The sequence below is a fragment of the Actinacidiphila alni genome (genome assembly GCF_900112845.1).
Lineage (GTDB): Bacteria > Actinomycetota > Actinomycetes > Streptomycetales > Streptomycetaceae > Actinacidiphila > Actinacidiphila alni.
In genome coordinates this window covers 124,781-145,756 of record NZ_FONG01000020.1, presented here as the reverse complement: position 1 = coordinate 145,756, position 20,976 = coordinate 124,781, and the positions used below count along the sequence as shown (strand labels likewise).

General features: G+C 73.4%; 23 protein-coding genes. 12 read left to right on the top strand and 11 right to left on the bottom strand.

Annotated elements, in window-relative coordinates; genetic code table 11:
- Positions 1 to 10: 10 nt before the first annotated feature.
- The 3 genes from BM076_RS27860 to BM076_RS27850 are packed head-to-tail and all read left to right on the top strand — an operon-like array spanning position 11 to position 3,072.
- The gene (locus BM076_RS27860; RefSeq protein ID WP_093716479.1) at positions 11 to 1,093 is read left to right on the top strand and encodes an ABC transporter substrate-binding protein; all 1,083 of its coding nucleotides are present in this window, start codon (positions 11 to 13) and stop codon (positions 1,091 to 1,093) included.
- Positions 1,094 to 2,191, top strand: a complete 1,098-nt coding sequence (locus tag BM076_RS27855) for a FecCD family ABC transporter permease (protein ID WP_093716478.1) — start codon at positions 1,094 to 1,096, stop codon at positions 2,189 to 2,191.
- On the top strand, positions 2,188 to 3,072 hold the full coding sequence (locus BM076_RS27850) for an ABC transporter ATP-binding protein (RefSeq protein WP_093716477.1): 885 nt from the start codon (positions 2,188 to 2,190) through the stop codon (positions 3,070 to 3,072). Before BM076_RS27855 ends, BM076_RS27850 begins: the two co-directional genes overlap by 4 nt.
- Before the next feature lie 4 nt (positions 3,073 to 3,076).
- Here the strand turns inward: BM076_RS27850 and BM076_RS27845 are convergent, their stop codons facing one another.
- The 3 genes from BM076_RS27845 to BM076_RS27835 all read right to left on the bottom strand — a co-directional run bounded on the left by BM076_RS27845 (position 3,077) and on the right by BM076_RS27835 (position 5,125).
- Positions 3,077 to 3,286 (bottom strand): hypothetical protein, encoded by a 210-nt coding sequence (locus BM076_RS27845; RefSeq protein WP_093716476.1) that lies wholly within the window; start codon positions 3,284 to 3,286, stop codon positions 3,077 to 3,079.
- Between the two features lie 286 nt (positions 3,287 to 3,572).
- The gene (locus tag BM076_RS27840) at positions 3,573 to 4,211 is read right to left on the bottom strand and encodes a sigma-70 family RNA polymerase sigma factor (protein WP_093716475.1); all 639 of its coding nucleotides are present in this window, start codon (positions 4,209 to 4,211) and stop codon (positions 3,573 to 3,575) included.
- Positions 4,212 to 4,456: 245 nt separating this feature from the next.
- Positions 4,457 to 5,125: a hypothetical protein gene (locus BM076_RS27835; protein ID WP_093716474.1), complete on the bottom strand. Its 669-nt coding sequence runs from the start codon at positions 5,123 to 5,125 to the stop codon at positions 4,457 to 4,459.
- A 235-nt stretch (positions 5,126 to 5,360) separates the two neighbouring features.
- Here BM076_RS27835 and BM076_RS27830 point away from each other — a divergent pair, with 235 nt between their 5' ends.
- Positions 5,361 to 5,804 (top strand): hypothetical protein, encoded by a 444-nt coding sequence (locus tag BM076_RS27830; RefSeq protein ID WP_322936389.1) that lies wholly within the window; start codon positions 5,361 to 5,363, stop codon positions 5,802 to 5,804.
- 44 nt (positions 5,805 to 5,848) lie between these two features.
- A complete protein-coding gene (locus tag BM076_RS27825) occupies positions 5,849 to 6,196 on the top strand; it encodes a PH domain-containing protein (protein ID WP_093716472.1) in 348 nt (115 codons plus the stop codon).
- A gap of 36 nt (positions 6,197 to 6,232) precedes the next feature.
- Here the strand turns inward: BM076_RS27825 and BM076_RS27820 are convergent, their stop codons facing one another.
- The 3 genes from BM076_RS27820 to BM076_RS27810 form a co-directional block, all read right to left on the bottom strand.
- Entirely contained in the window at positions 6,233 to 6,898 is a 666-nt protein-coding gene (locus BM076_RS27820) for a TetR/AcrR family transcriptional regulator (protein ID WP_093716500.1), read from the bottom strand.
- Positions 6,899 to 6,995: 97 nt separating this feature from the next.
- Positions 6,996 to 8,285, bottom strand: a complete 1,290-nt coding sequence (locus BM076_RS27815; RefSeq protein ID WP_093716471.1) for an MFS transporter — start codon at positions 8,283 to 8,285, stop codon at positions 6,996 to 6,998.
- 146 nt (positions 8,286 to 8,431) lie between these two features.
- On the bottom strand, positions 8,432 to 8,695 hold the full coding sequence (locus BM076_RS27810; RefSeq protein ID WP_093716470.1) for a hypothetical protein: 264 nt from the start codon (positions 8,693 to 8,695) through the stop codon (positions 8,432 to 8,434).
- Between the two features lie 233 nt (positions 8,696 to 8,928).
- Between BM076_RS27810 and BM076_RS27805 the strand changes: the two genes are divergently transcribed.
- Positions 8,929 to 9,549, top strand: coding sequence for a hypothetical protein (locus tag BM076_RS27805; RefSeq protein ID WP_093716469.1), 621 nt, complete (start codon positions 8,929 to 8,931; stop codon positions 9,547 to 9,549).
- 43 nt (positions 9,550 to 9,592) lie between these two features.
- On the opposite strand, the gene BM076_RS27800 is transcribed toward BM076_RS27805, so the two are convergent.
- The 3 genes from BM076_RS27800 to BM076_RS27790 are packed head-to-tail and all read right to left on the bottom strand — an operon-like array spanning position 9,593 to position 13,645.
- Positions 9,593 to 10,276, bottom strand: a complete 684-nt coding sequence (locus tag BM076_RS27800) for a maleylpyruvate isomerase N-terminal domain-containing protein (protein WP_093716468.1) — start codon at positions 10,274 to 10,276, stop codon at positions 9,593 to 9,595.
- Between the two features lie 43 nt (positions 10,277 to 10,319).
- Complete coding sequence (locus BM076_RS27795) at positions 10,320 to 11,345, bottom strand: DNA topoisomerase IB (RefSeq protein ID WP_093716467.1); 1,026 nt, start codon at positions 11,343 to 11,345, stop codon at positions 10,320 to 10,322.
- 20 nt (positions 11,346 to 11,365) lie between these two features.
- Entirely contained in the window at positions 11,366 to 13,645 is a 2,280-nt protein-coding gene (locus BM076_RS27790; RefSeq protein ID WP_093716466.1) for a catalase, read from the bottom strand.
- A 358-nt stretch (positions 13,646 to 14,003) separates the two neighbouring features.
- Between BM076_RS27790 and BM076_RS27785 the strand changes: the two genes are divergently transcribed.
- Both BM076_RS27785 and BM076_RS27780 read left to right on the top strand, forming a co-directional pair.
- Positions 14,004 to 14,699: an HAD family hydrolase gene (locus tag BM076_RS27785; protein WP_093716499.1), complete on the top strand. Its 696-nt coding sequence runs from the start codon at positions 14,004 to 14,006 to the stop codon at positions 14,697 to 14,699.
- A gap of 131 nt (positions 14,700 to 14,830) precedes the next feature.
- Entirely contained in the window at positions 14,831 to 15,793 is a 963-nt protein-coding gene (locus BM076_RS27780) for a TIGR03557 family F420-dependent LLM class oxidoreductase (RefSeq protein WP_093716465.1), read from the top strand.
- A gap of 45 nt (positions 15,794 to 15,838) precedes the next feature.
- Here BM076_RS27780 and BM076_RS27775 read toward each other — a convergent pair whose 3' ends face one another.
- Positions 15,839 to 16,423, bottom strand: a complete 585-nt coding sequence (locus BM076_RS27775) for an isochorismatase family protein (protein WP_093716464.1) — start codon at positions 16,421 to 16,423, stop codon at positions 15,839 to 15,841.
- A gap of 192 nt (positions 16,424 to 16,615) precedes the next feature.
- On the opposite strand from BM076_RS27775, the gene BM076_RS27770 reads away from it, so the two are divergent.
- The 3 genes from BM076_RS27770 to BM076_RS27765 all read left to right on the top strand — a co-directional run bounded on the left by BM076_RS27770 (position 16,616) and on the right by BM076_RS27765 (position 18,927).
- Complete coding sequence (locus BM076_RS27770) at positions 16,616 to 17,614, top strand: GlxA family transcriptional regulator (protein ID WP_265737116.1); 999 nt, start codon at positions 16,616 to 16,618, stop codon at positions 17,612 to 17,614.
- Between the two features lie 76 nt (positions 17,615 to 17,690).
- Positions 17,691 to 17,861, top strand: a complete 171-nt coding sequence (locus BM076_RS36820) for a hypothetical protein (RefSeq protein ID WP_177246650.1) — start codon at positions 17,691 to 17,693, stop codon at positions 17,859 to 17,861.
- A gap of 55 nt (positions 17,862 to 17,916) precedes the next feature.
- Positions 17,917 to 18,927 (top strand): SDR family NAD(P)-dependent oxidoreductase, encoded by a 1,011-nt coding sequence (locus tag BM076_RS27765; RefSeq protein WP_093716463.1) that lies wholly within the window; start codon positions 17,917 to 17,919, stop codon positions 18,925 to 18,927.
- Between the two features lie 21 nt (positions 18,928 to 18,948).
- On the opposite strand, the gene BM076_RS27760 is transcribed toward BM076_RS27765, so the two are convergent.
- Positions 18,949 to 19,503, bottom strand: a complete 555-nt coding sequence (locus BM076_RS27760; protein ID WP_093716462.1) for a TetR/AcrR family transcriptional regulator — start codon at positions 19,501 to 19,503, stop codon at positions 18,949 to 18,951.
- A gap of 137 nt (positions 19,504 to 19,640) precedes the next feature.
- On the opposite strand from BM076_RS27760, the gene BM076_RS27750 reads away from it, so the two are divergent.
- Positions 19,641 to 20,942 carry an MFS transporter gene (locus BM076_RS27750; protein WP_245796443.1) on the top strand — a complete coding sequence of 434 codons (1,302 nt, stop codon included), beginning with the start codon at positions 19,641 to 19,643 and terminating at the stop codon, positions 20,940 to 20,942.
- Positions 20,943 to 20,976: the final 34 nt, after the last annotated feature.

Genomic DNA, 20,976 nt, shown 5'->3' with positions numbered 1-20,976 from the left:
TGACACGACGATGCGTGCGCGTGGCGGGTACGGGGTGGCGGTGGCCCTCATCGGGCTGCTGGCGGCGGGCTGTTCGGACGGCGGCGACAGCGGCGGCAAGGACGGCAGCGACAGCGGGGACCGTACGGCTGCCGCCGCGACGAACGCCTCCGCCCCGGGTTTCCCCGTGACGGTGAGCGACTGCGCCGGGAAGAGGACGACCTTCACCTCGCCGCCGAAGGCGATCGTCACCAGCAACGCCTCCGGCCTCGAACTGCTGCTGCGGCTCGGCGCGGGGGACAAGGTCATCGGCACCGGCTTCCCGCCGGGCAGGGGCGCGATGCCCGCCCCGTACGACGCGCGGGCGCGGCGGGTGCCGGTGCTCGGCAAGGCGGTCGTGCCCAAGGAGAAGCTGCTCGGCTCCGGGGCGGACGTCTACATCGACACTTTCGCGTCGATGGGCGGCATGGGCGACGCCCCGACGGAGGCGGAATACCGGGCCGCGGGCATCAAGCACCTCTACCTCAAGTCCACCGCCTGCGCCGCCATGAGCAAGGCACCGCTGACCGACCTCACGGCGGTGGAGGCCGACGTCACGACCTTCGGCGCCGTCACCGGCACCTCGGCCAGGGCCGCGGAACTGGTCGACGGCATGCGCCGTACGGTCGGCGCCGTCACCAGGGCGATCGCCGACGTGCCGGAATCCGAGCGGCCCACGTACTTCTTCTTCGACTACGACGCGGGAACCGAGCAGCCGACCGCCGTCTGCGACCGGCAGGTCGCCAATGCGGTGATCACCCTGGCCGGGGCGCGCAATGTGTTCTCCGACTGCCACGGCGGCTTCCAGCAGGTCGGCTGGGAGGACGTCATCGCCCGTGACCCCGACTGGATCCAGCTCGGCGTGCGCAATCACGGCAGTCCGGCGGCGGACGCGAAGGCGTTCGACGCGGCCGAGACCTGGCTGACCTCGAATCCCGCCACCAAGGGCCTGAAGGCCGTCCGGGAGAAGCACTTCCTGCGGATCGGCTCCGAGCGGACCACCATCGCGGGTGTCGGGGACGCCGACACCGTGCGGGAGATCGCCCGCACCCTTTATCCCGGCAAGGTCTCCTGAATGGCGCTGCTCTCCGCCCGGCGCCCGCGGAAACCCGGGCGGCAGGGGCCGGCCGGCCCGCCCGGCCGCGCCGCCCGGCTCCGGTCGCCCGGTGTCCTCGCGGTCCTCCTCGTCGTCGCGCTGCTGGCCGCGCTCACCGCTGCGGTCTCCTTCGGCTCGACGTCGATCCCGCCGCAGGAGGTCTGGTCGGTGGTCGGCCGCCGGATCGCCGGGCGGGCGCCCAGGCCCGGCACCGACGACCTGATCGTGTGGCAGCTGCGGGTGCCGCGGGCGCTGCTCGCCGCGCTGGTGGGCGCCGGCCTCGGCGTCGTCGGCGCCGGTGTGCAGGCACTGGTGCGCAATCCGCTGGCCGACCCGTATCTGCTCGGGGTGTCCAACGGAGCCACGCTCGGCGCGGTCGCCGCGATCGTGCTGGGCGCGGGCGGCGGCGGGCTGCTCGGCCTCGGCCTCTCGGGCGCCGCCTTCGCGGGCGCGCTCGGCAGCTTTCTGCTGGTGTGGCTGGCCGCCCGGCGCGGCGGCGGATTCTCGCCGCTGCGGCTGGTGCTCGCGGGCGTCGCGATCGGGCAGTTCCTGTCCGGCCTGACCAGCTGTCTGGTGCTCCGGGCCGGTGACGAACAGCAGACCAGGGGCGTGCTGTTCTGGCTCATGGGCAGCCTCGGCGGCGCCACCTGGGACCTGCTGGTGGTGCCCTCGGTCGTCGTACCGGCCGGGCTCGTCCTGCTGCTGGCCCGGGCCCGCGCCCTGAACGCCCTCGCCGCCGGCGACGAGACGGCCGCCGCCCTCGGCGTCGCCGTCGGACGGCTGCGCCGCGAACTCTTCCTCGTCACCAGCCTGTTGACCGGGGTGCTGGTGGCCGTCTCCGGCGCGATCGGCTTTGTCGGGCTGATGGTGCCGCACGTGTGCCGGCTGCTCGTCGGCGGCGACCACCGCAGGCTGCTGCCGCTGTCGGCGCTGACCGGCGCGGTGCTGCTCGTCGTGGTCGACCTGATCTGCCGTACGGCCGTCGACACCCAGGAACTGCCGGCGGGTGTCGTCACCTCACTGCTCGGCGCCCCCGCACTGCTCCTTCTGCTCGACCGACGCCTGGAGCGCCCATGACCGCGAAGCCGCCAACACCCCGCGCCGTCAAGCATGTCCAGGCCCCCGGCGGGCACCCGGCCCGCGTCGAGATACGGGACCTGCGGGTCGCCTACGCCGGCCGGGACGTCGTCTCCGGGGTGCGTCTGCTGGCCCGCGACGGCGAGATCGTCGGCCTCGTCGGACCGAACGGCAGCGGCAAGTCGTCGGTGCTGCGCTGCGTCTACCGCCATCTGCGCCCGTCCGGCGGCACCGTCCTGCTCGACGGTACGGAGCTGGCCGCGCTCTCCCCGGCCGAGTCCGCGCGGCGGGTCGCCGCCCTGCCCCAAGAGCGGGGTGGTGGCAGCGAGTTGTCCGTACGGGACGTGGTGGCGATGGGCCGCGTCCCGCACCAGCGGGCCTTCGCCGCCGAGAACACCGCCGACCGCGCCGCCGTCGATGACGCCCTGGCCAGGACGTCCCTGACCGCGCTGGCGGGTCGGCGATTCGACGCCCTGTCCGGCGGCGAGCGCCAACGCGTCCTGCTGGCCCGCGCGTTCGCCCAGCGGGCCCGGGTGCTCGTCCTCGACGAACCCACCAACCACCTGGACCTGCGGCACCAGACGGAAGTGCTCGCGCTGCTGCGCGCCGAGCGCCGTACCACCCTCATCTGCCTGCACGACCTCAACGCCGCGGCCGCGCTCTGCGACCGCCTCCACGTCCTCCACCGGGGCGCGGTCGTCGCCTCGGGCGCCCCGCGCGAGGTGCTCACCCCCGGTCTGCTGGCCGAGGTCTTCGGCATCCGCGCGGTTGTGGTCGAGCACCCGCTCACCGGCGGCCCGCTGATCGCGATGGACCACACGGCCGCCCCGGCACACCGCGAGCGCGGCCGGGACGGGGCGGACCGCGGGGCCCCGGCCTGACGGGTCAGGCGATCGCGTCGAAGCGGCCCGACTTCGCCTCGTCCACCAGGGACGAGAACTGGTCGGCGCTCATCCGCACCTGCTGCCCGAAGTCGTCGGTGATCACCACGCGCTGCTCGACGGGGGCGGCGGGGTCGACGTAGAGCTGGGGGCAACCGCAGTCGCACTTGCCGCAGAAGGTCGCCAGGGGTTCCAGGGACGTGAGGTCGGTCATGGTGTCCGTTCCTTCCGGATCGGGGTCCGTCCGGCGACGCGGGCGCCGCCGCTCCAGAACGGGAATACCCCGCGCGTCCGCGGCCACGCGGGCACCCGACACCCGGCGGAAGCGTGCCCGGCGCGGGTCACGCGGCGCTGTGCCCCGCGTGCTTCCGCCTCTCACGCAACGCGGGAACTTCCGGCACCGCCCGTCCGACTACTGAGGAAGAGGGCTGCCTCACCGCCCTGGCGGCACACGGGGGCGGCGGCCCGAGTACGGCCCGCCGCCCCCGTCGACGCGGCGCTCAGCCCGCCGCGCGCATCACCTCCTCCGGCCTCGTACGAGGCTCCTCCTCGGCCGCGCGCAGCATCGCGGCGATGTCGTCACGGGCCCGTGCGACCCGGGACCGTACGGTCCCGATCGGGCAGCCGGTCAGCGCGGCGGCCTCGGCGTACGGCAGTCCGACGAGCTGGGTGAGTACGAACGCCGTGCGGCGCCCTTCTTCCAGCGCGCCCAGCAGGTCGAACAGGGCCACGCCCTCCTCGAAACCGGGCGCCGGTTCCGGCGCCTTGCGCTCTGCCAGTTCCAGCCAGTGGCCGCCGGACAGCCGCGGCCTGGCCGCGTCGTACCGGTAGCGGTCGACGACCACCCGGCGGGCGATCGACAGCAGCCACGTACGGGCGCACGAACGCCCGGCGAAGCGCGGCAGGCCGACCAGCGCCCGCAGATACGTCTCCTGGGTCAGGTCGTCCGCGCCCGGGACGTCGGCGGTCAGATGGGCGACGAAGCGGCGGACGTCGCCGTGCGTCGCCCGGACGAAGCGTTCGGCCGCGTCCTCGTCACCGCCGCCCGCGGCGATCGCCCAGGCGGTCACCTGGGAGTCGTCGCGCACGGCGGCAAGGAGCTGCCGCCGGGGTCCCCGGGCAGGGGATGTCAGCGTCATCGTGGGTCCTCCACTTGTGCGGGACCGTGTGTACGGCCCCGCCGACGGGCGGCTCCGCGCGGGCACGCCGGGCCGGCGGACCGGCCGCGGTCCCGTGCGGAAGCCGGGGAAGGAGTCCGGCACGCGGGACGGGAGGTCCCGGGCGTGCCAGCGCCGCGCCCGTCGGGACGGCGGCGCACCGCGGCGGCCCTCGTACGGATGCGGAGGGGCGTCGCGGGACCGGTCGGCGTTTGGACGGGCGCCAGTCAGAGCGGAGCGATGACGCGCGGCGGCCCGCGCCGTACCACGGCGTGCCGCAGCCGGACCCTGGCCGGGCGGCGGACGGGCCGTCCGGCCGCATGAGGCGCCGCAGGTGGGCGCGACGGAAGGACGACCGCCTTGCGCAGCCTGCGGGCCCGCCGCACCGGCCGGGTCAGGAAGGCCGCGAGCGCCCGGCCGAGCCGGCGCAGCGCGACCTCGCCGCGCCACAGCCACAGCCCGCTGAGGACGGCGACGACCGCGTGGGCGCCGAGCATGGCGGGCGACCACTCGTGCGCGGCCATCGGGTGCCCGCCGGACCCCGGCATCGACGCCATCGATGTCATGGCACTCATCGCGTGGCCCGGATGCGCCATGACCGGCCCGGACATGCCGTCGGGGCCGGCACCCATGTCACCGGACCGGGACGCGGGCAGCATCTGGCCGAGCATGAACAGGCAGTGCAGCGCGCCCTGTACGGTCACGGCCGCCCCAGTCAGCGCCCGGGCGCCGCGCTCCCGGCCGGTGAACCACCAGGCGCCCGCGGTGACGCACCCGAACGCGTACAACAGCGTCCACGCCGGGACGCCGGAACCGGACGTGACCGCGTGCCCCAGCCCGCTCACCACGACGCACATCGCCGAACGCGCCAGGCGCAGTCCACGGGCCGGGGTCATGCCGTCATCGTGCCAGCCGTGCCCCGCACTTCACCCGGCGGGGCACGGCGACATCACCCGAACCGGGCCATGGCGTCGGTCCTCGCGCCGGCCGCGTCCGGGCGCGCGGACCCGTACGGCGGCGCATGTGCGTACGGATGAGGCCGCCTACCCAAGCGCCACCGCGATCCCTACCGTGGACGGTGCGGTGTGCCGCACTCGTGGGGTGGTCGAGGGGGGAGCGGTGGAAGCGGAGTTGGCAGCTCTGGTGTCGTCGGGGGCGACGACGGTGGTGGCGTTGATGGCTTCGGACGCCTGGACCCAGGTGCGGGACCGAGTGGCCGCGTTCTTCGGGCGCGGCGAGACCACGGCCGCCACCGCTGAACTGCAGCGCTCGCAGGACGACTTGCTGGCCGCACGCGCCGAGGGCGACGAGGCCGCGGCCAGCGGCGACATCGAGGCGGCGTGGCGCTCGCGGCTGCGCTCGGTGCTCCGTGCGGACCCGGCCGCGGCGGACGAACTGCGCCGCCTGCTCGACGAACTCGCGCCCGCGCTCGACGGGCGGACCGTCGTGGTCCACAACTCCGTGAGCGGGGGTGTCCAGCACGGCCCTGTGGTCCAGGGCCAGAATTTCTCCGACCTGACCATTTCTTCCACTTCCTCCACTTCCTCCACCGGCACCGCCGAGGATCCCGAGTGACGGGGCCCACGGATCCCCTTCCCGGCCCTGTGCGAGGAGGCGACATGAGTGGCGGCAGCGTCGGCTACCGGGACCGCTGGATCGAGTGCGGGCCCGACGCGTTGCGGATCCGCGGCTACTACTTTCCGTGGGGCACCAAGACGATCCCGTACGCGTCGATCCGCGGTGTCCGGCGGGTGAGGATGGGCCCGCTGACCGGACAGGCCCGGATCTGGGGCACGGGCAACGTCCGTTACTGGGCGGGGCTGGACCCGAAACGGCTGTCGAAGACGCAGGGGATCGTGTTGGACACCGGGAAATACGTCCACCCGTTCATCACGCCCGACGATCCGGCGGCGGTGGAGGACATCGTCCGGGAGCGGTCGGGAGCCGTGGACGACGGCGCGGCATAGGCCGCCGGCGCCGGGGCCGGGCAGTACGGGGCGGACTCAGCCGAGGGCGGTCGCCGGCAGGGGGTCGGGCGCGCCCGGTCCGGCCGCGGCCGCCGGGGCCGGCGGGGGAGGGGCCCAGCCGAAGTCGCCGGTGGCGGCGGCGATCAGTGCTGCCGCGGCGGCGCGCGATGCGACGGCCACGGAGGGGTCGTGGTCCATCGCGGCGGCCACGGTCGCGCCGTCGTAGAGCAGTTGGAGCTGCCGGGCCAGCGCCTCCGGGTCGGCGGCGCCCGCCTCGTCGGCGAGGCGGGCGAACAACTCCCGCAGCCAGGCGCGGTAGTTGTCGGCGGCCTCCGCCACGAGGCTGCCGGGACTGGTCTCGGCGCTGGCCCGGATGAACGCGCAGCCGTGGAAGGCGGGCTTGCCGAATTGCGCGCCCTGCGACTCGAAGACGGCGAGCATCTGCTCGCGCGGCGTGGCACGGCCCTCGACGGCGCGGACGAGCCGCGCGGTGACTCCGGCATGGCGATGGTCGAGGTAGGCCCGGATGAGCTGTTCCTTGCCGCCGAAGGTGTTGTAGAGCGACGCCTTGGCGACCCCCGCGTGCTCGATGACCCGGTCGATGCCGACGCTCTGCACGCCTTCGGCGTAGAAGAGTTCGTTCGCCGCCGCGAGCAGCCGCTCGCGCGCCGACGGCTTCGTCGTGCTCCGGGCAGTCACCATGACCGTCACCCCTTCAGACAGATCTGTCCAGATTACGCCTCGGCCGTACGGCGGCCTGGTCAGCCCCGCTGCCCGGCCCGGCCCGCCGTCCGGCTGGTCAGGTGTTCCCGCCGAGCAGCTCACCGCGCCGCGCACCCCGGCCGGGCCCGCCCCGCAGCAGTCCGGCGAGCGCGACCGCCGCGAGGGCGATCACGGCGGCGCCGTACTCCTCGGCGGTGGCGGTCAGTCCGCCGGCGTGCACGACGAGGAAGCCGGCCGCCACGGCGGGCACACCCATGCCGAGGTAGGAGACGACGAAGAGCAGCGACAGCACCCCGGAACTCTCGTGGGGCTTGGCCAGCGGCAGCACCGTACGGATGCCGCCCTGGAATCCGCTGCCGAAGCCGATCCCCGCGACGGCCGTGCCGAGGAAGAAGCCGGTGGCCGACGCGCCGCGGATCGAGGCCAGCGTGACCGCCACCCCGGCGATCAGGGCGACGATCCCGGTGAGCATGACCGTGCGCGCCGCCGCGTGCCGCAGCGCCAGGACCGACAGCGCCGCGACCCCGGCGAGCACGAACAGGCTGAGGCCGCCGAAGACCACGGACGTGGAACCGGTCAACTGCCGGGCGAGGGACGGGCCGAGGGAACCGTAGAGACCGGCGAGCGCCCAGACGGCGAAGAGCACGGGGGTCGCCACGAGAACCGGACGCCGTACCGTGCGCGGCAGCGCGATCTCCGGGACGAGGCTGGCGGCGGCGCCGGGCTTGCGGGTGACCGTCTCCGCGATGAGGGCGACGGCCACGGCCTGGAGGACGAAGACGCCGAGCAGCGCGAGGTAGATCAGATGCGTCGGCGCGGGCAGGAACTGGACGACCAGGCCCGAGACGAGCGCGCCGGTCGCCGTGCCGATGCCGGGGACGACGGCGTTGGTGATCGTGCCGCGCGGGCGGTCGATGTCCATCATCCCGGCACCGATCGCACCGAGCGCGGCACCGGTCGACAGCCCTTGGACGACGCGGGCGACCAACAGGGCCGGGACACCTTCGGCGGTGGCGAACACGACCATGGAGGCCGCCTGCGCGGCGAGCGCCACCAGCAGCACGGGACGCCGTCCGACGTGGTCGGACAGCTTGCCCAGGGTGAGCAGGCCGAGCAGCACCGCGACCGCGTAGACACCGAAGACGACGGTGGTGGTGATCGGGGTGAAGCCCCATTCGGCCTGGTAGACGGCGTAGAGCGGGGTCGGTGCGCTGGAGGCGGCGAGGAAGGAGACGGTGACGGAGGCCAGCACATAGAGCGCGACGCGCGGCGGCAGCCGTCGCGCCCCATGGCGACGGCTCGCGGACGGCGGCGCCGGGGTGGCGGTGGCGGTCCGTGATGCGGGGGCGACCGAGAGATGCGTCATGGTCAGGTCCGTCCGACGATTGAGTAGACCGGTCTGTCTGGTCGTGGAGCAGATTAGACAGACCGGTCTACTCACGTCAAGTCGGGTCGCGTCGAGCCGGGCCATGTCGGGCCGGGGTGTGTCAGGTCAAGCCGGGTCGAGCCGCGTCAGGCGGGTGGTGCGGACGGCCAGCTGGACCGCTCGGCGGCGGCGGTCCAGGTGAGTTCCTTGAGTTCCATGCGGGCGGCCGGGGCCGTGCCCGGCAGTGACGCCCAGTACGGATGGGTGGAGATCCGGACGGAGAGCCTTTGCAGGCGGCGCCGGAGCACGGTGGTCTGCGTGCCGGCCGGCGCGTCGGCGAGCAGGCGGTAGGTGACGTACCAGTCGCGCTGCGCCTCGATGAGATCAGCGGGGAAGTCGTGCTGCTTCATGCGGGCAATCCTGGCACGTGTTCGAATATTTGTGCGAGTCCCCGAAAGGGTGGTCGTCTGTGGCGTACGTCGCCCGGGCCGTCGAGGGTGCCGTTTTCACGGAGGCGCGGCGGGTAACCGCCCTCCTGGAGCCGAGAAGGGGCCGTAGAGGGACAATTGCCATGATTGTCGGCGTTTCGCGGTACGGCGCCGCGGCTCGGACGCCATCACCCGCCTCGCGAGGAGGACCGGACATGGAGGAGACCACCAAGGCGCAGGGCTCGACCGTCTACGACCCGGCGGCGGAGACGCCGTCGGACGCCCCGGCGGCCACTGCGGCGGACGTCCCGCCCGGGACGGGCGACCGGCCCCGCGGGCCGCACAACATCCAGAACCACTCGACCGAGTTCGACGCGTCGATCCGTGCCGCCGAGCACGACGCCGCGGTGGCCGACCGGGCCCGCTTCCACGGCGTGTCGCTGTCCCTGATGGACTCCGGCACCGCGGTGCACGACATGATCCAGACGGTGTTCAACAAGGAGAGCACCGCCCCGGCCGACCTGCGGCCGATCGCGGCGGCGTTCCGGCGGCACTGCGCCGCCAAGGAGGCCACCGTCGGCCGCACCCTGGAGTCCCGTTCGTCGGTCGCGCAGGCGGTCCGCCGCGACCGCGAGGAAGGCGTCGAACTCCTGGCACTGCTCGACCGCGCCATCGCGTCGCCCGGCCTGGAGGGCACCCGGCCGCTCACCGTCAACGGCGTCCTCGCCGACATCGACCAGTACCTCGGCCACGAACAGCGCGATCTCGTCCCGCTGATCGAACGCGAACTCCCGGTCTCCCAGAGCGACCGCCTCGCCACCGCCTTCCGCGCCTGACCCCCGGTCACCCCAGGCCAGGGGGACGGCCGCGGAAGCCCCGTCAGCCGAGTACGAAGGGAAGCCGCGCGGCGTCCCCGCCCAGCGCCGCGCGCTCCCGCTCGCTGGGCGCGCGCCGCCCCGTCCCGACCAGCAGCGCGTCCCGGTCGGTGAAGGACGCGGGGAAGACCGCCCCGGCGATCCGCTCCAGCGCGGCGCGCGCCGCCGCGAGCGCCTGGTCCGACGGACCTGCGCCTTGCGGAGCGGCTCCCGGCGCCGCGGGCGCCGACGGCAGGTGCGCGATCAGATCCAGATGATGCAGCGTCCACTCCAGGACGTACGCCGACAGATAGTCGCCCACCGTCAGCACCTCGTCCTTGGTGCCGACCCGCGCCGCCGGATCCGCCAGCACCGCGGCCCGGCCCGCCGCCGAGCCCACGTCGTCCAGGTGGAACGCGAGCAGCGCCGGATCGCCGTACGCCGCCGCCAGCCGCGGGATCAGCGCGTCCAGCGGATCTTCCCCGGTCGGCGGCTCGACCAACTGCCAGTACGTATCGGCATTCACGGTCGGCTCCGACTCGGCAGGCGTCGCCAGTGTGATCAGCACGTCCTGCGCGTCGATCACCAGATGGCACACCAAATCTCGCACGAGCCAGCCCTTGCACCCCGACGGCCGCGCGTAGTCCTCGTCGGCCAGATCCGCGACGGCCGCCCGCAGCGCGGTCCATGTGTGCGAGAAGAGATCCACCCGGGCACCGTATGCCGGGTCGCCGCGGCGGACAAACACATTGTCACCCTCCGGCTCCGTCGCGGAGCAGCGCGAGCACGGCCCGCTCCACCGCGCCCTGGGCGGCCGGACGGCCGAAGTCCGTCCCCTCGCCGAGCCGATCGAGATCGGCCGCGACCGTGCGTCCCTCCTCGAAGAGTTCGATCACCCGCGGGTCGATGTACGAGGCCCGGCAGACGGCCGGTGTGTTGCCCAGGTAGTGGCTGACCTCCTGAACGGCGCGGGCCACCGCCTTGCGGCGTCCGCGTGGCGACATGCCCGCCACGGGCCAGGACACCGCCAGCGCGACCGCGGCCAGCACGGTGGCGTGCCACGTCCTGAAGTCCTTGGCCGTGATGTCGGCGCCCGAGAAGTCCCGCAGGCACGCGTTGAGCGCCGCGCTGTCCACGGTGTGCCAGGCGCGGCCCTCCCAGTAAGCGAACAATTCTTCGCCGCCTTCCGAGCGCCGCAGAAGCGCACGGACCGCGGCGCAGGTCTGCTCGTCCGCGACGGCCCGCACGATGTGCTTGGCGCCCTTGGCCGGATAGCTGAACCGCACCTCGCCACGGCGGCACTCGGTGTGTTCGCGCAGCATCGTGGTCAGCCCGTAAGTGCCGTTGTCGCGGGTGTAGCCGGCGCTGCCGACCCGGAAGAAGCCCAGATCGAGCAGGCGTACCGCACACGACAGCACCCGGCCGCGGGTGAGGCCGCGCTCCCGCAGCCCCGCCTCCGCACGTTCGCGCAACCGCGGGAGCGCCGCCGCGACCTCGCGGACGTGCGTGTGCTTGGCCTGCTCCTGCCGGGCCCGGAAGTCGGGATGGTAGAGATACTGCCGACGGCCCGCCGCGTCCGTACCGACCGCCTGGAGGTGCCCGTTGGGCCACGGGCAGATCCAGACGTCCGTCCACGCGGGCGGGATCACCAGATCCTTCACCCGCTGCTTGCGTTCCGCGTCGAGTGGGCGGCCGTCTTGGTCGAGATAGCGGAAGCCCCGCCCGTGCCTGACCCTCCGCCAACCCGGCCGGTGCCGGTCACTCGTCCGCAGCCGCATGGGCGTGCCGACCGCCGCTGTCAGACGGCCGGTGCGAAGCGGTCCCAGGCGCGGTGCTCGGAGAGCAGCAGGCCGACCTCTTCGACTACGGCGACGGCGCCGTCGCCGGTCGCCACCGCGGGCGCGGTGAGGTCGATCCCCGCCGCCCGCAGCGCGGCCGTACCGCCGCCCCACGCGCCCAGTGCCTTGCCGTGCCGGTACGCCTCGGTGAGCAGCAGCGCGACACGCGGATCGAGATCCGTTGCGGCGGCCACCTCCTCGTCGGCCTTCGCGTCCCGGGCGCCCAGGGCGTCCGCCGCGGGCGCCGGCGCGCCCGCCACCACGACGGCGTCCAGTTCGGTGGACCGGACGGCGGCGAACGAGCGCTGTACGGTGACGGATTCTCCGTCCGGGTCGAGCGTGCCGCCCGTCGGGGCGATGACCAGCGGCACCATGCCGGCGTCGAGCACTGCCGCGCGGACCGCCCGTACACCGTCCAGATCGTCCGCGCCGCCGGTGACGATGCCGACGACCCGGCCGTCCAGCGGCCAGCGGCGGCCGAGTTGGGACAGGGCGGGGCTCGGCCGCGGGTCGGTGAGCGCGGTCTCCGGCTCCGGCACCGGCAGGCCGAGACCGGTCGCGACCTGCGCGCACAGCCCGCCGTCGATATTGGCGAGCACCTTCAACGCGCGTTCCTTAACCGCCTGTTCATAGCACTTGCCCAGCTCGAAGGTGTACGCGGCGATGATGTGCTCGCGTTCGGTGGGCGTCATGCTGAGCCAGAACAGCCGGGGCTGGCTGAAGTGGTCGTCGAAGGACGCCGCCGCGTCGCGCACCTTGCGGCCCGCCGGCACCTCGGCCGGGACCTCGATGTACGCGCCGGTGTCCGCACCCGCCATGAACGGGCAGCCGCCGTCAAGGGAGTTGGGCCGGTAGGGGGCCACCCCGCTGTGCACGGCCGTCTGGTGCATGCCGTCACGCAGCATGTCGTTGACCGGCGCGTGGGTGCGGTTGATCGGCAGCTGACCGAAGTTGGGGCCGCCGAGCCGGGTGATCTGGGTGTCCACGTACGAGAAGAGGCGGCCTTGCAGCAGCGGGTCGTTGGTGACGTCGATGCCCGGTACGAGATGCCCGACGTGAAAGGCGACCTGCTCGGTCTCGGCGAAGTAGTTCGACGGATTCGCGTTCAGCGTGAGCATGCCGACCGGATGGACGGGGGCCAGCTCCTCCGGCACGATCTTGGTCGGGTCCAGCAGGTCGATCCCTTCGAACATCTGCTCCTCGGTGTCGGGGAAGGTCTGCACCCCCAGCTCCCATTCCGGGAAGGCGCCGGACTCGATCGCGTCCGCCAGATCGCGGCGGTGGAAGTCCGGATCGGTGCCCGCGGTGATCTGCGCCTCCTCCCACACCAAGGAGTGGACGCCCAGCTTCGGCTTCCAGTGGAATTTCACCAGCGTGGTGGCGCCCTCGGCGTTGACCAGCCGGAAGGTGTGGACGCCGAAGCCCTCCATCATCCGGTAGGAGCGGGGGATGCCCCGGTCGGACATGTTCCACAGCGTGTGGTGGGTGGCCTCGGTGTGCAGGGTGACGAAGTCCCAGAACGTGTCGTGCGCGCTCTGCGCCTGCGGGATCTCCCGGTCCGGATGCGGCTTGCCGGCGTGGATAACGTCGGGGAACTTGATCGCGTCCTGGATGAAGAAGACCGGGATGTTGTTTCCGACCAGGTCGAAGACGCCCTCGGAGGTGTAGAACTTCGTCGCGAAACCGCGGGTGTCCCGGACGGTGTCGGCCGAGCCCCGCGAGCCGAGGACGGTGGAGAACCGTACGAAGACCGGTGTCCTGACGTCCTTGGCCAGGAACGCCGCCCTGGTGATCCCCTCAGCGGCGCCGTACCCCACGAAGACACCGTGGGCCGCCGCGCCCCGGGCGTGCACCACCCGCTCGGGGATCCGCTCGTGGTCGAAGTGGGTGATCTTCTCCCGCAGGTGATGGTCCTGGAGCAGCACCGGTCCGCGCGGTCCCGCCTTCAGCGAGTGGTCGGTGTCGTGCAGCCGCGCGCCCTGCGCGGTCGTCAGCCGGTCGCCGCTCTGCGCGACGTCCTGCTGCGGAGCGCCGGTGGGCGTGCCGGTCGGGCTGTACGTGTCGGGCCCGCGCTGGTCGGCCTTGGGAGGCAGCGGTCCCGCGGGGGCGGTCGGCTCCGCGACGGGTGCGGGCCGCGACGACGGCGCGCCAGGGATCTCGTTGCCCGGGTCGACGGCCTCCCGTACCGCGTCCACGGCCTTGTCGGCCGCCGCTGTCAGGGGGTTCTTCTTCTCACTCACCGGATCTCCGATCGGTAGCGGGTCGCTGCGGGAGCATGGCGACGCGCCGGGGCAGTATCGCGTCGTGGCCCGGGCAGGTGGCCCCTGCCCGCCCGGTCGTGACGCGGTGCCGGGGTACTCCCCGGCCGCCATGCCGAGACCGAGTACCCGGACGGCGGGCAGCGACACAGCTGCCGCACGAGAATCACTCGGCTGCGTGACACGCCCGAATCCGGGCAGGCGCATGGACGCCCGCACAAAACGGGCACGCCCCGGCGTGGCCCGCTGCCACCTGCGGCAACACCCGCGGCGACCGTGTGGCGGGCGCGGCGAGGGCCCAGGCGTACGGAGAGGAGCCGGCGATGACGAGGTGCGCGACATGACCGAACCGGAGTCCGCGGAGGACGGCGCGGTGCTGTTCGATGTGGACGGCACTTTGATGGACACCGTCTATCTGCACACCGTTTGCTGGTGGGAGGCGCTGCGCCAGCACGGCCACCAGGTCACGATGGCACGGATCCACCGCGGCATCGGGATGGGAAGCGACCATCTGCTGGACGCGCTGCTCGGTGATGACCACGACCACGACGAGGACGCGGACCTCAGCGCCGCGCACGACGCGCTCTACGGCCAGTTCTGGTCGCGGCTCGCGCCGCTGCCCGGTGCCTCGGAACTGCTGCGGGCCTGCGCCGGGCACGGCTGGAAGGTCGTCCTCGCCTCGTCGGCCAAGGGCCCGGAGGCCGAGGTGATGATCCGGGCGCTCGACGCCGGGGCGGCGATCACGGCCGTCACCACCGCCGACGACGTCTCGTCCAGCAAACCGGCCCCCGACCTCGTCCAGCAGGCGCTGGAGAAGGCGGGCGTCCCGGCCGGGCGCGCCGTCTTCGTCGGCGACGCGGCCTGGGACGCGAAGGCCGCCCGCAAGGCCGGCGTGCGCTGCCTCGGCGTGCTCACCGGCGGCTGGACCCGGCAGGAACTGACCGACGCGGGCGCCGAAGCCGTCTACGAATCCCCGGCCGAGCTGCTGGACCGCCTGGACGGGAGCGCCCTGGCCGCACCGCCCGGCCGCGACTGACGTGGCGCACGACCGACGTGACGCACCGCCCGGCCGCGACCGCCCCGGCCGGACCGCCCCGCCTCGGCTGACGTGACGCACCGCCCGGTCGGGACCGGCCGGGCGAATCACCCCAGATCACGGAGGACCCCATGACCCGCTACGGATACTTCCTCTCCTCGGAGGAATTCAGCCCGCCGGAACTGCTCGACCAGGCCCGCAGGGCGGAGGCGGCCGGCTTCCAGGGGCTCGCGATCTCCGACCACTTCCACCCGTGGAACGACGAACAGGGCGAGAGTTCCTTCGTCTGGTCGATGATCGGCGCCCTCTCGCAGGTGACGTCGCTGCCGGTGACCACCCTGGTGACCTGCCCGACCGTGCGGATCCACCCGGCGGTCAACGCGCAGGCCGCCGCGACCGCCGCCGTCCTGACCAACGGCGGATTCCGCTTCGGTATCGGCAGCGGAGAGGCGCTCAACGAACACGTCCTCGGCGACCCGTGGCCCGCCGCCGACCAGCGCCTGGAGATGCTGGAGGAGGCCGTCGAGGTGATGCGGAAGCTGTTCACCGGCCGGCAGATCACCCACCGGGGCCCGCACTACACGGTGGAGAACGCCCGGCTCTACACCCTCCCCGCCGAGCCGGTGCCGCTCTACGTCTCCGGCTTCGGGCCGAAGGCCGCCGAATTGGCCGGCCGGATCGGCGACGGCTTCGTCACCATGCAGCCCGACGCCGACCTGGTACGGGCCTTCCGCGACGGCGGAGGCACGGGCAAGCCCGTCGTCGGCGGCCTCAAGGTCTGCTGGGACACCGACCGGCAGCGCGCCGTCAAGACTGTGCACCGGCTGTGGCCCAATGAGCAACTCCCCGGCGAACTGGCCCAGATCCTGCCCACGCCCGAGCACTTCGAGCAGGCGAGCACCCTGGTCACCGAGGAGGCGATCGCCGACGCGGTCGTCTGCGGCGACGACGTGGACGCGCACGTCGGAGCCGTCACCGCGTACGCGCGGGCCGGTTTCGACGAGGTGTACGTCAATCAGATCGGCCCCGACCAGGAGCAGTTCTTCGGCTTCTACCGCTCCGAGGTGCTGCCCCGGCTCGCCGGCGGGCGGTAACGGCGGTCGGCGTCAGGACCGGGGCGCGGACGATCGCGCTACGGGTCAGACGATCTCCTTGGCCGACGTGACGACCACCCCGTACAGGTCGGCGATCGTCGCCAGCGCCCCGCGGTGTACCTGCTCGGCGGGCACGTCGGCGCCGGCCACCGGGAGCGAGCGCGTCGCGGTGGTGTCCGCGGCGACGGTGGGGCGGTTGCCGCGCAGGAAAGCGCCCTGCGCGGTGAAGGCGACGCACATGTGCGTCATCCAGCCCGCCACGATCACGTCCTGCCCTTCCGGCACATGGGTGCCGAGGTCGGTGCCGACGAAGGAGTCAGGGACCCGCTTGACCACGACGGGCTCGCCCTCGACCGGTGTGAGGTCCTGGTGGATGCGGCCGATCTCGGCGCTGATGTCGTACGGGGTCCCCTCGCCGCCGTCATTGATGACGTGCACCACCTTCGTACCGGCCGCGCGGGCCCGGGCCAGCAGATCGGCGGCCGCGTCCAGCGACGCGCGCCAGCCGTCCAGCTCCATCACGCCCCGCGTGTACGTGTTCTGGAAGTCGACCATGATCAGCGTCGCGTCGGCCAGCCTCGCCGGCGTCTGGTCGAATCCGTTGAGTTCGCGCAGCGTCGTCCTGGACATGCGTCTACCGCCTTTGCTTGTCGGAGCGGACCGGAGCCTCGTGTGCCCGGTCGCTTGCAACGCTAGGCGGCGCGCTGTGATGTCGGCAATGACAGCTAACATGCAGATACCGACATCCGGCAAGGCGGCCGGCAAGAGATCAGACAGACCGCACGGACCGGCAGCCCTGCCGTTCCGGCCTCGGGAGGGACCGTGCAGGACACCGCGCCGCGCCGCGTCGTGATCATGCTCTTCGACGGCGTGGACCTGCTCGACGTCACCGGGCCGCCCGAGGTCTTCGCCCTGGCCCGGCGCGAGCGCCCCGGGGCCGCCGACTACCGGGTGGTGCTCGCTGCCGCGTCCCTCGACCCGGTCACCACCGGCGCAGGGGTGCGCATCCTGCCGGACACCACCTTCGAGTCGGTCGCCGAGCGCGGTATCGACACCCTCGTCGTGCCCGGCGCCGTCGAGATCGACGACGAGCGGCGGGTACGGGCCCTCGTCGACCCCGAACTGGTCGCATGGGTGCGCACGCTCGCCGGCCGCACGCACCGGATCGCCTCCGTGTGCGTCGGCGCCCATCTGCTGGCCGCCGCCGGACTGCTGGACGGCAAACGGGCCACCACGCACTGGTCGACCGCGCGGCAACTGACCGTGGAGCACCCCGAGGTGACGGTCGACGCCGATCCCGTCTTCATCCGGGACGGCCGGGTGTGGACCGGCGCCGGTATCAGCGCCTGCCTCGACCTGTCCCTCGCCCTGATCGCCGACGACCTCGGCGAGGCCGTGGCGCTGCGCGTCGCGCGGCAGTTGGTGATGTACCTCAAACGCCCCGGCGGGCAGAGCCAGTTCAGCGTCCCCCTGGAGCAGGTGTCCACCAGCCGCCGGATGGAGGATCTGCGCCACCACGTGCTGCGGCACATCGACCGCCCGCTGACCGTCGCCGACCTCGCCGCGTACGCGCACGTCAGCGACCGGCACCTGACCCGGCTGTTCACGACCGAGCTGGGCATGACCCCGCGCGCCTACATCGAGTCGATCCGCGTCGAGAAGGCCCGGCACGAACTCGAATCCTCCGACGCCACCCTGGAACGCATCGCGACGGCTTGCGGCTTCGGCACCACGGACACGCTCGTACGGGCCTTCCACCGCCGGCTGAACACGACGCCGACGGAGTACCGACGCCGCTTCAGGGCGCCGCTGCCCCTGTGACGTCGATCCCGCCGTCCGCCGCGATTCCTGCCGGAATGCCCGTGACGTCCGCCGCGAGCGGGGTACCCGCCGTGACATGACCCCAGGCATACATACGCACCGGACGCCCGACCTGCCGCCCGTCGTGGAGGTCCCCGACCTGCCCGGCGCGCGTGTCCCGTCCGGGGACAAGCGCTCCCGCGAAAGCGACCGGGCGCGGACGGCGGGGGAGAACGGCTCCGACCGCCGCGACGAACCCACCGACTGACACCGCCCCGACGCGTCGCACCGGTGCGCCCCGGACCCGAAGCGGAGGAAGCCCCATGCCGAACCCTTCCACGACCCCCGTACGGCGCCGCACGCCCTTCGCCGCCGAATCCGTCGCCGGACTGTCGGCGGTGGTGACCGGAGGATCGCGCGGCCTCGGCCTGCTCATCGGCGCCGAGCTGCTCAGGCAGGGTTGCGAGGTCACCCTGGCGGCGCGTGACGCCGGCGAACTGGCGCGGGCCGAGACCTTCCTCCGTGCGCGCGGCGGGGACGGCGACACCGTGCACACCGCCGTCTGCGACGTCCGCGAGGGCGACCAGGTGGAGGCACTGATCTCCTCCGTCGCCCGGACCCACGGCAGCGTCGACATCGTCGTGGCCAATGCCGGCGTCATCCAGGTCGCGCCGACCGCCGCGATCGGCGCCGAGGAGTACGAGGACGCGATGCGGACCATCTTCGACGGCGCGCTGCTGACCTCGCTCGCCGCCCTGCCGTATCTGCGCCGGAGCCCGGCGGGCGGGCGGCTCGCGCTGATCGGCTCGATCGGCGGCCTGCTCGCCGTCCCGCACCTGCTGCCGTACTCGTGCGCCAAATACGCGGTCGCCGCGCTCGCCGAGGGACTGCACGCGGAGGAGGCGGCGCACGGCGTGACGGTCACCGCCGTGCACCCCGGCCTCATGCGGACCGGATCACATCTGCACGCCGAATTCGGCGGCGACCGGGCCGCGGAATTCGCCTGGTTCTCGGCGCTCGCGGGCACCCCGCTGCTGTCCATGGACGCGGAACGGGCCGCGTCCCGGATCGTCGGCGCGCTGCGGCGGCGCCGTCCCCGGGTGGTGCTGACACCGGCCGGGAAGGCCGCCGACGCGCTGCACGGTATCGCCCCGGTGACCACGACCCGGCTCTCCGGCCTGGCCGCCCGCCTGCTGCCCGGAGGGGACGGCGGTGCGGGCGGCGTGACGCCCGGCCATGACGTACGGGTGCATACCGGTGGCGTCGTCGGCCGCCTGCGCGGCTGGGGGAGCGCGCTCAACGACCGCGCCGCGGCCCGCTTCAACCAGCTGTAGGACGCGGGCGCCCCGCGGGCCTCACATGGTCGCCAGCAGCGTCGCCACCAGGCCGCGGGCCCATGCGCTCGACGCCGGTTGGTCGCTGAAGATCGCGCGGTAGTAGAGCGGGCCGAGCAGTGTGTCGATGGCGCGCTCCAGGTCGGGGACCTTTCCGCCGCGGGCCCTTTCGCGGTCGATGATCGCGCGGAGCTGGTCGTGGCGGTCAACGGTGCAGGCGCAGCCGCCCTCGGGGCCCGAGCCGATCGTCGCGCGCATGAGGGCGAGGACGTCGGGGTCGGTGAGGTCGGTGGCGACGTCGCTCATCCAGCGCTCCAGGTCGCCCGCGAGGGTGCCGGAGTCCGGTACGACGATGTCGCCACTGAAGCGGCTGGTCGCGACGTCGGCCAGCAGTTGCGCGACCGAGCCCCAGCGCCGGTACACCGTGGTCGGGTGCACCCCTGCGCGCGCGGCGACGGCGGGAATGGTGAGCGCCTCGGGCGACTCGGTGGCGAGCAGATCGCCGACGGCGCGGTGCACGGCGGCGCGTACGCGAGCGGAACGGCCGCCGGGACGGGTCTGGACAGCTTCGGTCATGCGGAAATTATCGCACTCATCGCTGCGTTAGCATGAACGTCACTAACGCAAAGATCACTGCGAACCTCTGTGAATCGGAGAAGCGAATGACCGGCGCGCCGACGCCCCAAGGCAAGAGCACCGCGTCCCCGGGTGCCGTGTCCACGGACACCGCGACCCCGGACGCCCCGTCCCCCCGCTCCACCCCGTCCCCCGGCCCCGCCACGTCCCCTGCCGCGCCCGTCGACCACGGCGACGTGCCCGCCCGTGGGCGCCTCAGCCGCTCCGTCGCCTTCGGCGCGATCGCGGCCATCTTCGTCCTGTTCATGGCGGCGTCCAGCGCGCCGTCCCCGCTCTACGTCGTCTACCAGCACGAATGGAGCTTCTCCGCGTCCATGCTGACCACCGTCTTCGCGGTGTACGTCGTCGGCATGATCGGCGCGCTGCTCGTACTCGGCGCCCTGTCCGACCACATCGGCCGCCGCCCCGTGCTGCTCGCGGCGATCGCGCTCGAAGCGGTGGCGATGGTGCTGTTCATCGCCGCGGGCAATGTCTCGGTGCTGCTGCTGGCCCGCTTCGTGCAGGGTGTCGCGACCGGCGCCGCCATGACGACGCTCGGCGCGACCCTGGTGGACCTCAATCCGCCGCACGCACCGCACCGCGCGGGCGTCATCACCGGCGCGGCCCCGACCTTCGGCCTGGGGCTCGGCGCCCTCGGCTGCGGCTTCCTCGTGCAGTACGGCCCGCACCCGACGCGCCTGGTGTACTGGCTGCTGCTCGGCGGCCTCGTGCTCGCCGGCATCCTCGTCGCCGCGCTGCCCGAGACCGTGCGGGGACGGCCCGGCGCCGCCCGTTCGCTGCAGCCCCGGCTCGGCGTCGCGCCCCGGCTGCGCGCCGATCTGATCGCCCTCGTCCCGATCCTCGTGGCGAGCTGGGCGCTCGGCGGCCTCTACCTGGCGCTCGGCCCGTCGGTCGCGGTCGGCCTGTTCGGCCTGTCCAGCCACGTGATCGGCGGCCTCGTCGTCACGTTGCTGTGCGTGCCCGCCTCGGTCACCGCCTTCGCGCTGCGCGGCTGGCCCACCGAGCGGACCCTCGCCCTCGGCGCGGCCCTGCTCGTCCTCGGCACCGCCATCGGCCTCACCGGCGTCCAGGAGGATTCGGTCACCACGGCCGCCCTCGGCACCGCCGTGGCCGGTGTCGGCTTCGGCGCCGCGGGCCTGGCCAGCTTCGGCACCCTGGCCCGGATCGCCGAGCCCGCCGAACGCGGCGAACTCTTCGCCGTCGCCTTCGTGATCTCCTACCTCGCCTTCAGCATCCCCGCCGTGATCGCCGGATTCGCCACCACCGACGTCGGCCTGCACCGCACCGCCGTGGTCTACAGCTCCGCGGTCATCGCCTTCGGCGCCCTCGCGCTGGTCGCCCAGCGACTGCGCACCGGCCGGGCGCGGCGCGCGGCGTAACGGCCCGCCCCGCGTCCCGGCGCCCCCGGACCGG